10 protein-coding genes are annotated in these 13115 nt (G+C 56.6%); 7 read left to right on the top strand and 3 right to left on the bottom strand.

All coding sequences use genetic code 11. From position 1 onward, the window contains the following. Positions 1-174 precede the first annotated feature (174 nt). From rpsF to dnaB, 5 genes are all read left to right on the top strand, one after another. Positions 175-600, top strand: a complete 426-nt coding sequence (gene rpsF, locus DQN55_RS20075; RefSeq protein WP_003439045.1) for a 30S ribosomal protein S6 — start codon at positions 175-177, stop codon at positions 598-600. Between the two features lie 28 nt (positions 601-628). Next, the gene (rpsR, locus tag DQN55_RS20070; protein WP_003171373.1) at positions 629-859 is read left to right on the top strand and encodes a 30S ribosomal protein S18; all 231 of its coding nucleotides are present in this window, start codon (positions 629-631) and stop codon (positions 857-859) included. A gap of 36 nt (positions 860-895) precedes the next feature. Continuing rightward, entirely contained in the window at positions 896-1792 is an 897-nt protein-coding gene (locus tag DQN55_RS20065; RefSeq protein ID WP_048382744.1) for a YybS family protein, read from the top strand. Positions 1793-1811: 19 nt separating this feature from the next. Next, on the top strand, positions 1812-2258 hold the full coding sequence (gene rplI, locus DQN55_RS20060) for a 50S ribosomal protein L9 (RefSeq protein WP_003439047.1): 447 nt from the start codon (positions 1812-1814) through the stop codon (positions 2256-2258). A 119-nt stretch (positions 2259-2377) separates the two neighbouring features. Then, positions 2378-3772 (top strand): replicative DNA helicase, encoded by a 1395-nt coding sequence (gene dnaB, locus DQN55_RS20055; RefSeq protein WP_016783319.1) that lies wholly within the window; start codon positions 2378-2380, stop codon positions 3770-3772. Between the two features lie 55 nt (positions 3773-3827). Here the strand turns inward: dnaB and DQN55_RS20050 are convergent, their stop codons facing one another. Then, the gene (locus DQN55_RS20050) at positions 3828-7844 is read right to left on the bottom strand and encodes a dermonecrotic toxin domain-containing protein (protein WP_048382743.1); all 4017 of its coding nucleotides are present in this window, start codon (positions 7842-7844) and stop codon (positions 3828-3830) included. A 349-nt stretch (positions 7845-8193) separates the two neighbouring features. On the opposite strand from DQN55_RS20050, the gene DQN55_RS20045 reads away from it, so the two are divergent. Then, positions 8194-10500, top strand: a complete 2307-nt coding sequence (locus DQN55_RS20045; protein WP_048382742.1) for a YgiQ family radical SAM protein — start codon at positions 8194-8196, stop codon at positions 10498-10500. A gap of 256 nt (positions 10501-10756) precedes the next feature. Here DQN55_RS20045 and DQN55_RS20040 read toward each other — a convergent pair whose 3' ends face one another. Then, positions 10757-10963, bottom strand: coding sequence for a hypothetical protein (locus DQN55_RS20040; protein WP_048382741.1), 207 nt, complete (start codon positions 10961-10963; stop codon positions 10757-10759). A 408-nt stretch (positions 10964-11371) separates the two neighbouring features. On the opposite strand from DQN55_RS20040, the gene azu reads away from it, so the two are divergent. After that, positions 11372-11818 (top strand): azurin, encoded by a 447-nt coding sequence (gene azu / locus DQN55_RS20035; protein ID WP_048382740.1) that lies wholly within the window; start codon positions 11372-11374, stop codon positions 11816-11818. Between the two features lie 66 nt (positions 11819-11884). Here azu and DQN55_RS20030 read toward each other — a convergent pair whose 3' ends face one another. Beyond that, positions 11885-12907 (bottom strand): DUF1338 domain-containing protein, encoded by a 1023-nt coding sequence (locus DQN55_RS20030; RefSeq protein ID WP_048382739.1) that lies wholly within the window; start codon positions 12905-12907, stop codon positions 11885-11887. Between the last annotated feature and the right edge of the window lie 208 nt (positions 12908-13115).

The following is a 13115-nucleotide window of genomic DNA, read 5'->3' as shown; positions in this document are numbered from 1 at the left end:
TGCTCAAATAATCACCAATTGCCTTGCGCGCCTCTTGTCCCTTCTCTACAATTGCGCCCCTTGCCGTCATGGCGGGCGCATATGTGCCTCTCTAGGCAAGACACACAAGTGTCATTCACTCCTTGTCTGACCCGCTTTCAGTTAGCGGCAGGCTACAACCCGTAAGGAGCATTCATGCGTCATTACGAAATCATCTTTTTGGTCCACCCGGATCAAAGCGAACAAGTCGGCGGCATGGTAGAGCGTTACACCAAGCTGATCGAAGAAGACGGCGGCAAAATCCACCGTCTGGAAGATTGGGGCCGTCGTCAACTGGCCTACGCAATCAACAATGTTCACAAGGCTCACTACGTGATGCTGAACGTTGAGTGCACTGGCAAAGCCCTGGCTGAGCTGGAAGACAACTTCCGTTACAACGATGCTGTGATCCGTAACCTGGTCATCCGTCGCGACGAAGCCGTAACTGGCCAGTCCGAGATGCTCAAGGCTGAAGAGAACCGCAGTGAGCGCCGTGAGCGTCGTGACCGTCCTGAGCATTCTGACAGCGCCGATGGCGATGACAGCGATAACAGCGACGCCAGCGATAACGCTGACGAGTAATCCACGGACCTTTTGAGGAGCCAATTACATGGCACGTTTCTTCCGTCGTCGTAAATTCTGCCGCTTCACCGCAGAAGAAGTGAAAGAGATCGATTACAAGGATCTCAACACTCTGAAAGCTTACGTATCCGAGACCGGCAAAATTGTTCCAAGCCGTATCACCGGTACCAAAGCTCGTTATCAGCGTCAGCTGGCCACCGCTATCAAGCGCGCCCGCTTCCTGGCCCTGCTGGCCTACACCGACAGCCACGGCCGCTGAGACCGGGCAGTCGACAAGTAGTAAGGGATTGAAAGCATGCGCGCCTTAGCTGAGTTCATCATGCGAGGCCGTGTGCAGGCCACGTTAATCGTGGCCGGATGTGCGGCATTGCCGTTTTTGTTCTGGTTGAGTGCTGCTGCGGGATGCCTTGTGCTTCTGCGGCGCGGTCCGAGAGATGCCTTTAGCATCCTCACATGGGCTTTACTGCCGGCCTTGGTCTGGTGGTTTATCGGAGAACCTCGCACCCTCATGGTGCTGCTGGGAACTCTGGGATTGGCGATGTTGTTACGCGCCGGTCAGCCCTGGTATCGCGTGCTGCTGGTCAGCGTGGCGTTGGGTGTGGTGTATGGCGTGATCCTGGGCACGGTTTTCCGCGAACCCATTGGTGTGATGGCGCAGGAGTTGGAAAAACTTCTGCCGCAGGTCCTCAGTGGTCTCTACGACAAGTTATCTGACGTAGAGCGAGCGCGCCTTGGAGCATTGGTTGCACCCGTACTCACCGGTTTGATTGCAGCTTTGATGCAGGTCGTCAGCGTGCTAGCCCTGATTATCGGGCGTTATTGGCAGGCGTTGTTGTACAACCCGGGCGGTTTTGCCAGCGAGTTTCGCAGCATCCGCCTACCGCTTGGTCCAGCGTTACTGTTGCTGGCGTGCATGCTTGTAGGGCCGAACTTCGGTCCTCAAATGGCCATGCTTACGCCGTTGTGCAGCGTAGCGTTGTTCTTCGCCGGGCTGGCCCTGATTCATGGGCTGGTGGCGCAAAAGCGACTGGGCCGTTTCTGGCTGGTGGGGTTGTACGTCACGCTGTTGCTGTTTATGCAGCTGATCTATCCGTTGCTCGTGGTCTTGGCCATTGTCGACAGCCTGATTGATTTTCGCGGACGTCTGGCGCCGAAAGACGCTGATAAAGACTCTGCGGACGGTGAAGGTTAAAAGTTAAGAGGATTTTCACATGCAACTGATCCTTCTGGAAAAAGTCGCTAACCTGGGCAACCTGGGCGACAAAGTAAATGTTAAGGCCGGTTACGGTCGTAACTACCTGCTGCCGTACGGCAAAGCTACCGCTGCAACCGCTGCCAACCTGGCTGCGTTTGAAGAGCGTCGTGCTGAGCTGGAACAAGCTGCTGCAGACAAGAAAGCTTCGGCTGAAACACGCGCTGCCCAACTGGCTGAGCTGGAAGTGACTATCACTGCCACCGCTGGCGACGAAGGCAAGCTGTTCGGTTCGATCGGTACTCACGACATCGCTGATGCACTGACCGCCTCCGGCGTTGAAGTTGCTAAGAGCGAAGTTCGTCTGCCGAACGGCACTATCCGCAACGTTGGCGAATTCGACGTGGCCGTGCACCTGCACGCCGAAGTTGAAGCAACCGTACGCGTTGTTGTGGTAGCTGCTTAAGCAGTCTTAACTGACTGGCACCTTGTGTGCCGGACGGTTAACATCGGGCACGATCCTGTTTACAGGTCGTGCCTTTTGTTTTTGTGCAGTTCCTGTTTTTTTACCTATTCCAAGTGGCCATGAACGATATCTCCGCTCCTGAGCAATACGATCTACAAACCGCAGCCCTGAAGGTGCCTCCGCATTCCATCGAGGCCGAACAGGCTGTGCTCGGTGGTTTGATGCTGGATAACAACGCCTGGGAACGCGTGCTGGATCAGGTCTCGGACGGTGATTTCTATCGACATGACCACCGCCTGATTTTCCGTGCCATCGCCAAGCTGGCAGACCAGAACTCCCCGATCGACGTCGTGACCCTTGCCGAGCAATTGGACAAGGAAGGTCAGACGTCGCAAGTCGGTGGCCTGGGTTACCTGGGAGAGCTGGCAAAAAACACGCCGTCGGTCGCCAACATCAAGGCGTACGCGCAGATCGTGCGTCAGCGTGCAACCTTGCGCCAGCTCATCGGCATCAGTACCGAGATTGCCGACAGTGCCTTCAACCCTGAAGGCCGCAGCGCCGAGGAAATTCTCGACGAGGCAGAGCGCCAGATCTTTGCGATTGCCGAGGCCCGGCCAAAAACCGGTGGCCCGGTGAGCGTGAATGACCTGCTGACCAAGGCCATTGACCGTATCGACACGTTGTTCAACACCGACAACGCCATCACCGGCCTGTCCACGGGTTATACCGACCTGGATGGCATGACCAGCGGCTTGCAGCCAGCAGACTTGATCATCGTCGCCGGGCGTCCATCGATGGGTAAAACCACGTTTGCGATGAACCTGGTGGAAAACGCTGTATTACGCAGTGAGAAAGCGGTGCTGGTTTACTCGCTCGAGATGCCAGGTGAATCGCTGATCATGCGTATGTTGTCTTCCCTGGGGCGCATCGACCAGACCAAGGTGCGGGCGGGTCGACTTGAGGATGACGATTGGCCGCGCCTGACCTCGGCGGTCAACCTGCTCAATGACCGCAAGCTGTTTATCGATGACACTGCGGGCATCAGCCCTTCGGAAATGCGGGCGCGGACTCGACGCCTGGTGCGTGAGCACGGGGACATCGGCCTGATCATGATCGACTACCTGCAGTTGATGCAGATTCCGGGTTCTGGCGGTGATAACCGGACCAACGAAATCTCCGAGATCTCCCGCTCGTTGAAAGCGCTGGCCAAAGAGTTCAATTGCCCGGTGGTGGCGCTCTCGCAGCTCAACCGTTCCCTTGAACAGCGTCCGAACAAGCGCCCGATCAACTCAGACTTGCGTGAATCCGGAGCCATCGAGCAGGATGCCGACGTCATCATGTTCGTGTATCGGGATGAGGTGTATCACCCCGAAACCGAGCACAAGGGCATTGCTGAAATCATCATCGGCAAGCAGCGTAACGGCCCTATCGGTACCACGCGCCTGGCATTCATCGGCAAGTACACGCGTTTTGAAAACCTGGCGCCGGGCAGCTACAACTTTGATGACGATTAATCGCCTGATACGGCTGGTGGCCTGATCAGGGGCCGGTTGTGAGCAGCGGTATTGTTCAAGAGAACAAATGCTGGATGTCCCGTTCGGTGTAGGCGTAGTTCCAGCGCAGCTCCGTACCGGGCTCAATGGTCTCGCTGGCGAACATGCCCGTCAGCATGTACTTCTCTTTGACGCCCTCGGTGTTAAGGGTTTCGACCACGAAAGGCGCGATCTCAACGTTATAGCCACTGGCAGCCTGCCTGACCGGCCTGCCATTGGCGTATTCAAACGTTGTGTTGATTCGCGACAGAATGTTGGTGCCGGACAAAACCACTGGCATGACCCTGGGGTGGGTTGTCGACGATTTCTTTAGCATCACATCGATGATGTACGGATCTCTGCGGCGATGGGCAATGTGATAAGGGATCAGTTCCCCTGAATAAACCCCCAGCACTTCCCCTTTGTTGAGCCGGATCTTGGCTGTGACCATCGATTGACCGACCAGCAGTTGTTCGCCCTCCACTTGAATGTCGGAGTGGGTAAATGTGCGCAGATGGAGTTTTTCTTCATAAAGACTGCCCACCGCTTCATAACCTTCCCACTGGATATAAGGCCTGATTAATTCGCTGTTATAGCGGGTACTGGATGTCGTTGAGCGGGCTCGGGTCTGGATGGAGCGAATACGCAAGGGGTTGCCCAGCAAGTCACGAAGTGGATAGCGTCCGTTCTCCGCGCGCTCATAGGTCCCGGGCTGATTGCGAGCGTGCTGGTAGTTGTCGGTGTTGCGCATGATCGAGCTTTCACGAGGAGTGTATTCGGTCCATGGCCGTTCACTTGCCGTAACGAATGGGTCTGTGGAGCTTTCCTCGACGTTTACCCGTGAGCTTCCAATGCCAGGAGACCCGCCTTTAAGCCCGCTGTCCCGATCCAGCTCCCAGCTGTCATCCGCTGTGCGGCGGATCAATGGCTTGTAACTGCGGAATGGGTTGCGGGCATCTATCAGGCGCCAGCCAAGGCGTGTGAGTTCCACTTGAAAGGTCCAGGCATGCACCTTGATGAAGTTGCGAACAAAACCACCGTCTTCTGGGATTTTTTGATAAATGCCCCGATAAATGCCATCCATCCGTGGCGGAATGCCTTCCAGGGGTTCCTGAATGGCGAAGTTAGGATCCAGTTGTTGGAATGAAGGAAAGAATAGCTCGGAAGTTTCAAGCCGTTCATTGGGTAAATGCCGTCGCGCGAGTGACTGCCCATCAACTTGCAGGCGGGTCTGTGCCATGCGCTGTTTAAGTTCATGGACCGGCGCGAATGTGGACAGGCCCAAAGACTGGTGCTCGGATTCCGACAGGCAGTTGTACAGTGCGTAATAAATGCTGCCAGGTGAGGCGAGGGGCTCTCCTTCCGGGCTGAGAGCTTGATACCTGTTTTCATTGGCAATCAGGATTCTTTTGGTTGAGGTGCTCTGTGTGTGAGTACTTGCCAGTAACGGACCGTCGGGGGCGTTTCGGTGAAGCTCGATATTCAGCGCCGCGGGCCAGTCCACCAGGTGTTCGAAGATCGAGAAGGCCAGAAGGTCGCTTTGTTCGCTGCTGACCGAGTCCAGGAATAAGCCTTCGTATACCCGGTTGACACTCAACCTGGCCATCAACGCATCGGCCTCGGTTTTGAACACCAGCGGCAGTGGCCTGGGGCCCAGCAACTGGAGTTGCTCTGACGGGTTGGTTGTCACGATCAGTTCGTCGGCCACGCTGGTTGGCATCGTCGGGTAGCTGCGCCTGATGGCCCGGGTCAATTCATCGTCGCTGACTTCACTGTACTGGTAGAGGATTTCGAACACCCTATGGCGGAAAATCTGCGCATAAGCACTCATGGCTTCGCCCAGTGCTGCCGTGTTGGTTTGTGACGAAACGCTGGGCGGATGCCCCAGCAGGGTTGTGAGTTCTTGATGGTCCAGGTAGGCCAGCAGGGTGTCGAGTGCAATCCCGGCTTGCAGTTGAGCGTCTGTCACCGGTAGGCGTGTGTGGTTGGGCGCAGTGTCGCCAAAGTCGCGAATGACCTGGCCCAGATCGTCAATCCAGCGCACGGATTTATTACCAGGCCATCCTGGCAGGGATGTCAGCAGTTGCAGCCAAAGCTCGGCGTTACTGGCGTCAGGGGTCTGGTTGAGCTGGATATCTTCGATGAATGACTTGATTTTACGGTCGATCGCCAGGCGCTTGAGCGCATCGATCAGCAGTCCGGGTGGCACCAGGCTGTCAGCGTGTACGCGTTGCAGCATCTCGGTGCTGACGTCGGTGGCAGACATGATGAAATCAACATCATCCGGCTCCAGAGCCTCGCCGTAACGTCCCAGTCGTTTGATGAGCTTGGCATTGTTCCAGGTGAGTGGCTGTTCTTGTTCAAGGCGCCAGGCCCCGTACTTGTTCGTGCTCAATGTGGGGGAGAAGGCGGTTTGGTCGGTTGGATGCTTCACTCGCCAAGGGGCTTGAGAGGATTCACGGGTGACCTCAAACACTTGCTGCTCCAGTTTTAAGTAGTCTTTGCTGTTGAGTTCATAAAGGCCCTGTTTGTTGGGAAGAGCAGTGGCCGGCAGCTCCAGGTCTTGCTGATAAGGGGCCAGGTCAACATTCCACAGCCTCTGGGAACCATCGGGCAGCCTGATGGGGGCCAGGCGGGTCACGAATTCGGGCATGTCGATGCTGCGCAAGCGCGAGGTGACCATGTGTGCGCCGGCTCCGATGACGGCCATTTCGGCCAGGCTGTCTGTGACGTCCAGCAGATATTCGGTTGCCAGACTCAGGTCATTGTCAGACCAGGCCTTGATGCCGTGATAAACCTGATCGAGCATATGTGCTGAGGTCAATGCGAGCATGGCTTCACCTATGCCGGGGATCAGCGAGAGGGCCAGGGTAGCGAGTGTCCACCCTGCGCTTTCAAGTGTCTGGATTCTTCGGTTGCGAACTTCCATGTTGACGTCTTCTACAGGCACGGCAATTTGCCGGGCATCGTCAAGCATGCGTTCGAGTCGCTGTTGGTGGAGGTGTTCAAACAGAGGCTCATTACAGGGTATTAACTCAAGGGATGTATCGTTGGGGTAATAAGAGGCCAATGACTCCTTGAATGTTTGTTGTTGGCGAAGCGGGACAAAGTGCAACAGGAATGCCGTTCTGTCGACGCGTAATAGTTCACTCAGGTGCGCTTCAAAGTGAGCGATGGAAACATACTCTTTAAGCGACGCTTCTCCAGGAACCGGAATATAACCAATGCAGGGTTGGCGCCGTGCTTTATCAGTAATATGGGCACATATCAGGACCGGTCCTGTTAATACCGTGCCCAGAAAATTGATGCTGGATAAAAATACCGATTCACCTTGAAGGAGCAGTGTTGATTCGCCTGCGACAAGCTTTGTCAGCAGCGTATGAGCCGACTGGCTGATATCACCTTTCAGGGCTGCGATACACGCCATGACTTCGAGCGTGCTTTTCCCGTGGGCGATAAAGTCAATTGGTGTCTGGCTCTCGTGGCGCCAGTCATCCTCAAGGGCCGGGGCGCTGAAGACTGACCGGATGTGCTGTTGGTACTGCGAGCCCAGATCCAGCGTACGGCACACTTGGGCAAACTGTTCCGGCCTGGGTCTTAGCGAGTGCCAGCCATCCTGGCCGAGCCGGGCGTAGAGCATCGAGCCTTCGATGAATCCGTCAGGTTCTGTTTCGGAGGCTTCGAAGTTCTGCAGGGCCGCCTGCAGCAGGGTTTGGTGAGTGGCGGCGGCGGTTGTCGTAAACAGCCCGAACAGGTGCGAATGAACATGGGTAATCTTGATGAAGTTATGGGTGACATCGAGCGGGGAATCGAAGCGGGCCAAGAGTGCCAGTTCAAGAATGGGCTGGGCAAATGCCGTGGGCGTCTTTAATAGCGCGAGCCGGTTTGCCACCGCATGTTGATGCTCGAGGTGGCGAATATACAGGCGTCGGAAGTTGGCTCGGGCAGAGGCGTCGGCATTGAGCAGCCAGTCGGGAATATGTTGTTTTATAAAGTCGATACGTGAATCTTTTAATGACGGTGCTGCGGGAGAGGCGGGCGGAGTTGTGGGCATGAGCATTTCCTTTGCTTGATGAATGGCTCAAGTTTAGGGCGTTCGTAGTGTTTAAAAAGAGTAAAAAACTGATGCGTAAAAGCGCCGTTTAATCTTATAAGTGCGGACAAGTCATAGTTATGTAGTGCCGGATTAATGCGTGGTTGTGCCGGGGTGTTTGGTTGTCCACCGAGCACATTCATTTGCCAGCGTGTGTTTGCTTCTGCGGGCTTTGAGTTCGCTGTGGGGTCAGTGGTCGGCAAAACCCACCGTCACGGTCGGATTTGATCAAATTTTGTGCTATATTCCGCGACCGCGAATTTCCTCGTAAATGACGCGTCCTTTTTCGCACTCAACACCGGTCATCGACATGCAAGCAGCCAAGCCTTTATTTGACTATCCGAAGTACTGGGCCGAATGTTTCGGCCCAGCACCATTCCTGCCCATGAGCAGGGAGGAGATGGATCAGCTTGGCTGGGATTCCTGCGACATCATCATCGTGACCGGTGATGCCTATGTCGATCACCCTTCGTTCGGCATGGCAATTATTGGTCGCTTGCTGGAGTCCCAGGGTTTTCGCGTGGGCATCATTGCCCAGCCTGACTGGCAGTCCAAAGACGACTTCATGAAGCTGGGGGAGCCGAACCTGTTCTTCGGCGTTGCCGCCGGCAACATGGACTCGATGATCAACCGTTACACCGCCGACAAAAAAATCCGCTCCGATGACGCCTACACCCCAGGCGGCATGGCGGGCAAACGTCCGGATCGCGCGAGCCTGGTCTACAGCCAGCGTTGCAAGGAAGCCTACAAGCATGTGCCGATCGTACTCGGCGGCATCGAGGCTTCGCTGCGCCGTATCGCGCATTACGATTACTGGCAGGACCGCGTACGCAACTCGATCCTGATCGATGCCTGCGCTGATATCCTGCTGTACGGCAACGCCGAACGCGCCATTGTCGAAGTGGCCCAGCGTCTGTCGTACGGCCACAAGGTCGAAGAAATCACCGATGTCCGCGGTACGGCGTTCATTCGTCGCGATACGCCAAAAGACTGGTATGAAGTCGACTCCACGCGTATCGACCGTCCGGGCAAGATCGACAAGATCATCAACCCGTACGTGAACACCCAGGACACCCAGGCCTGCGCCATCGAGCAGGAAAAGGGCCCGGCTGAAGACCCGAACGAAGCCAAGGTTGTACAGATCCTGGCCAGCCCGCGCATGACCCGTGACAAGACGGTTATCCGTCTGCCATCGGTCGAGAAGGTACGTGCTGACGCGGTTCTGTACGCTCACGCCAACCGCGTGCTTCACCTCGAAACCAACCCGGGTAATGCCCGTGCCCTGGTTCAGAAGCATGGTGAAGTGGATGTGTGGTTCAACCCGCCACCGATTCCGATGACCACCGAAGAAATGGATTACGTGTTCGGCATGCCTTACGCACGTGTCCCGCACCCTGCGTACGGCAAGGAGAAGATCCCGGCCTACGACATGATCCGTTTCTCGGTGAACATCATGCGTGGCTGTTTTGGCGGCTGCACTTTCTGCTCGATCACTGAGCACGAAGGCCGGATCATCCAGAACCGCTCCGAAGAGTCGATCATTCGCGAAATCGAAGAGATCCGCGACAAGGTCCCGGGCTTTACCGGTGTGATTTCCGACCTCGGCGGGCCGACCGCGAACATGTATCGCATTGCCTGCAAAACCCCGGAAATCGAATCGGCGTGCCGCAAGCCATCGTGCGTGTTCCCCGGCATTTGTCCGAACCTGAACACTGACCACTCGTCGCTGATCCAGCTGTATCGCAGCGCCCGTGCCTTGCCGGGTGTGAAGAAGATCCTGATCGCTTCCGGTCTGCGTTACGACCTGGCGGTCGAGTCGCCGGAATACGTGAAAGAGCTGGTGACCCACCACGTGGGTGGTTACCTGAAGATCGCCCCGGAACATACCGAGGAAGGTCCGCTCAACCAGATGATGAAGCCGGGCATCGGCAGCTATGACAAGTTCAAGCGCATGTTCGAGAAGTACACCAAGGAAGCGGGCAAGGAGCAGTACCTGATTCCGTACTTCATCGCGGCTCACCCGGGCACCAAAGACGAAGACATGATGAACCTTGCGCTGTGGCTCAAGAGCAATGGTTTCCGTGCTGACCAGGTGCAGGCGTTCTACCCGTCGCCAATGGCTACCGCCACGGCGATGTACCACTCGGGCAAGAACCCGCTGCGCAAGGTGACGTACAAGAGCGACTCGGTCACCATCGTCAAGAGCGAAGAGCAGCGTCGCCTGCACAAGGCGTTCTTGCGCTATCACGATCCGAAAGGCTGGCCGATGCTGCGTGAAGCCTTGACCCGCATGGGCCGTGCCGATCTGATCGGCTCGGGCAAGGATCAACTGATTCCGTTGCACCAGCCGGCGGTTGATGGCTACCAAAGCGCGCGTCGCAAAAACTCGACACCTGCCGGTAGCCATAAAGTGGCCAAGGACAAGACCACCAAGATCCTCACCCAGCACACGGGGCTGCCTCCACGTGCCAGTGATGGCGGTAACCCGTGGGACAAGCGTGAACAGGCCAAGGCCGCAGCGTTTGCCCGCAACAAGCAAGCTGCGAAGGAGCGTCAAGAGGCAGCCAAGGGCGGCAAGAGTCAGAAGCCGACCCGCAAGCCTGTTGTACCGCGCTAACGCCGGTACAGCAGCGGCTACCGATTGCGACACCCCGCAACGCCAGCTTTCGAGCTGGCGTTGTGCATTCTGCCGCCTGAGAAGCCTTTCAGGCATGCGCAGGCAGTCCGGTGTCTCTCGCTGTGTGTTTGCGTGACTTGAAGCGTCTGATGGCGTTACAGGAGCTGTCAGGGTAACTGCGAGGATCAACAGGCGGGGCTGCTGATCCTGATCACAGATCCTGTGGGCCAGGTTGTGGATAACCGGGCCGAGGGGGTTACGCGTCGGGAGCTTTTTCTGCTGGTGTCTCGGTGTTTTCAGCGACAACCTCACCCTCTGCATCGACGGCGGTGTCAGCATCGGGATTCAGCTCTACTGTGCCTTCTTCAGCGGCTGCTTTCTTGCGCTGAAGCTTTTCCTCTTTCTTCTGCTCTTTAGCCAAGTCTCTTTGACGCTTAGCGAAGTTGTAATTTGGTTTGGCCATGGGCGATCCTCTGGGCTCGAAGTTGAGGTTGAGCGGCGCGTATTCTGCCCTGTATTAGTGCTTAGCCGTTAGCTGGGTTTTTGCAAGGGTGAATTCCACGTTGCTGCCCCGACTCTACACCTGGTCAGAATAGTGCGTGTATTCAAGCGTAGCGCCTGAGGGTTCAGGGTGCCCGCTGGCACCGCAGGCATAGGCGGCGAGCAGGTGGGACAGCAATGCGGGAAATCTCATCAGGGGTGCTCCAGACCGGAATTGATGGCCTAAGGTTAAGGGCCTGATGTTCGTCTGGCTGGTTGATTGTTTCGATTAATGCGATAGAGCATGACGCAGGTCATTGGAACTTTCATCGCTTTCGTGCAATCTGTATACAAGTTTTGTATTTTTTGTACCCTGCCTCGGAGATAAACCATGTTTGCCAAAGTTGTTGCGGTATCCCTGTTGACTCTGGCCAGCGGCCAATTGCTGGCGGCTGAATGCAAAGTGACAGTCGATTCCACTGATCAGATGAGCTTTGACACCAAAGCCATTGAAATCGACAAGTCATGCAAAACGTTCACGGTTGAGCTGAAACATTCCGGCAAATTGCCGAAAAATGTCATGGGCCATAACTGGGTATTGAGCAAAACAGCAGACATGGCGGGTATCGCCACAGACGGAATCAGCGCCGGGCTGGATAAAAACTACCTGAAGGAAGGTGACACACGTGTCATTGCCCACACCAAGGTCATTGGCGCTGGCGAGACCGATTCGGTGACCTTCGACGTGTCGAAGCTGAATCCGGCTGAGTCGTATGAGTTCTTCTGCTCCTTCCCGGGCCACAACTCGATGATGAAAGGCACCGTGGTCCTCAAATAAGCCCCGGCACCTGCCTTTGAACAGCCCTGACGCGCCTCGTGCCGTCAGGGCTGTTTGCGTTCAGGTTCAAGCTTTGGAGTCGGTCATTTTGAAAATGCCCTGGGCGTTGCTGCTGTCGAAGTTCAGGTCGATTCGTCCGGTGTCGGGATCAACCTTGCGCTGAATGAACTCGACGAATGATCCCGGCACTGCGTGCTCGCGATAATGCCCGGCGGCATCGATCAGGCCTCGGCTGACCGTGCAGGCGCGGTACGCGGTCTGCAGGACCCGACCCGAGGCCGAGACTTCGATGCTGTCTTTCATGGGGCGCTGCAGGTCGTGCTGATGCGCGACGCAGGCGGTCAGGTCTTGTACGCGGTCGGTCAGGTGGTTGAAGCTGTTGCCTTCGGTGGCAATCCAGGCCATTTCGGCGCTTTCCTTGAGCAGACACTGGTAATCCGTTTCAAGCACCACCCCGTGCTGGCGCCCGAAGGCCCGGTACAGCGCCGGCAACACGGTTTGAGCTTCGTCGAGGCTGCAGTGGCGGGTGAGCTGCAGGCGTTTGAGGATGTTCAGGTGTTGCGCCTCCAGCGGGTCGAGGCTGGAGCTCACCACGCGGCTGACGGCCTGCTGGAAGGATTCGCTGAACCGGCCCGGGTGCAGTTCCGAGACAAAAAACTGGGCAATGTCTTCGGGCAAGTCCATCTGCCGATAACCCCAGCCCGTCATGTTGAGCCGTGTCAGCGGGTAGGTGCGTACATCGGTAAAGCCCAGTGGCTCCAGCAGACGAGCGAAGGCCTGGCGACCACGGGGTAGCTCGCCATTGTCGGGCCAATCCACCGTGCGCAGGGCGCCGTGATCGAATACCACCTTGCGTCCGTGACGTGCCTGTTCTTCAACATAGCGTCGGCCATCCGGCACGGCATCCACCAGCTTGTGCAGCAGGCACAGGTTCAGTGCTTCAGCGAGCCATACCCGGTGCAGTGCTTGTTCGCTCCAGCTGAAATCAAGCAATCCTTCAGGGACATCAACATGCTCGCGCAGCCAATGGGCGGCCGGCTGACCGAGTAGCGACTGGACTAGAGAGAACAGACCATCGAAAGAAGACATGGGGCAGGGCTCTGGCGACGAAATAGACGCTTATCAAAGCCTGATGGTGTGGACGCGACAAGCGAAAAAAAACGTGGGGTTCATTCCGTTTTTTCGTACGTCGATATTCTGTAGCCGCTGCCGATCAAGTCTGCAGGCCCTTCACGCTTTTTTAAACGCGCAGGGCCTGTGGCTCTTATCGCAGCCTGCGGCAGCGGCTACAGGGGGG

Source organism: Pseudomonas taetrolens, from assembly GCF_900475285.1.
Taxonomy (GTDB): domain Bacteria; phylum Pseudomonadota; class Gammaproteobacteria; order Pseudomonadales; family Pseudomonadaceae; genus Aquipseudomonas; species Aquipseudomonas taetrolens.
Note: the sequence above shows the minus strand (reverse complement) of the source record. Positions and strands in the feature narration are given on the sequence as shown.

Coding starts and splice junctions, on each gene's coding strand:
- rpsF (WP_003439045.1), top strand. CDS start 175: ATGCGTCATTACGAAATCATCTTTTTGGTCCACCCGGATCAAAGCGAA.
- rpsR (WP_003171373.1), top strand. CDS start 629: ATGGCACGTTTCTTCCGTCGTCGTAAATTCTGCCGCTTCACCGCAGAA.
- DQN55_RS20065 (WP_048382744.1), top strand. CDS start 896: ATGCGCGCCTTAGCTGAGTTCATCATGCGAGGCCGTGTGCAGGCCACG.
- rplI (WP_003439047.1), top strand. CDS start 1,812: ATGCAACTGATCCTTCTGGAAAAAGTCGCTAACCTGGGCAACCTGGGC.
- dnaB (WP_016783319.1), top strand. CDS start 2,378: ATGAACGATATCTCCGCTCCTGAGCAATACGATCTACAAACCGCAGCC.
- DQN55_RS20050 (WP_048382743.1), bottom strand. CDS start 7,844: ATGCCCACAACTCCGCCCGCCTCTCCCGCAGCACCGTCATTAAAAGAT.
- DQN55_RS20045 (WP_048382742.1), top strand. CDS start 8,194: ATGCAAGCAGCCAAGCCTTTATTTGACTATCCGAAGTACTGGGCCGAA.
- DQN55_RS20040 (WP_048382741.1), bottom strand. CDS start 10,963: ATGGCCAAACCAAATTACAACTTCGCTAAGCGTCAAAGAGACTTGGCT.
- azu (WP_048382740.1), top strand. CDS start 11,372: ATGTTTGCCAAAGTTGTTGCGGTATCCCTGTTGACTCTGGCCAGCGGC.
- DQN55_RS20030 (WP_048382739.1), bottom strand. CDS start 12,907: ATGTCTTCTTTCGATGGTCTGTTCTCTCTAGTCCAGTCGCTACTCGGT.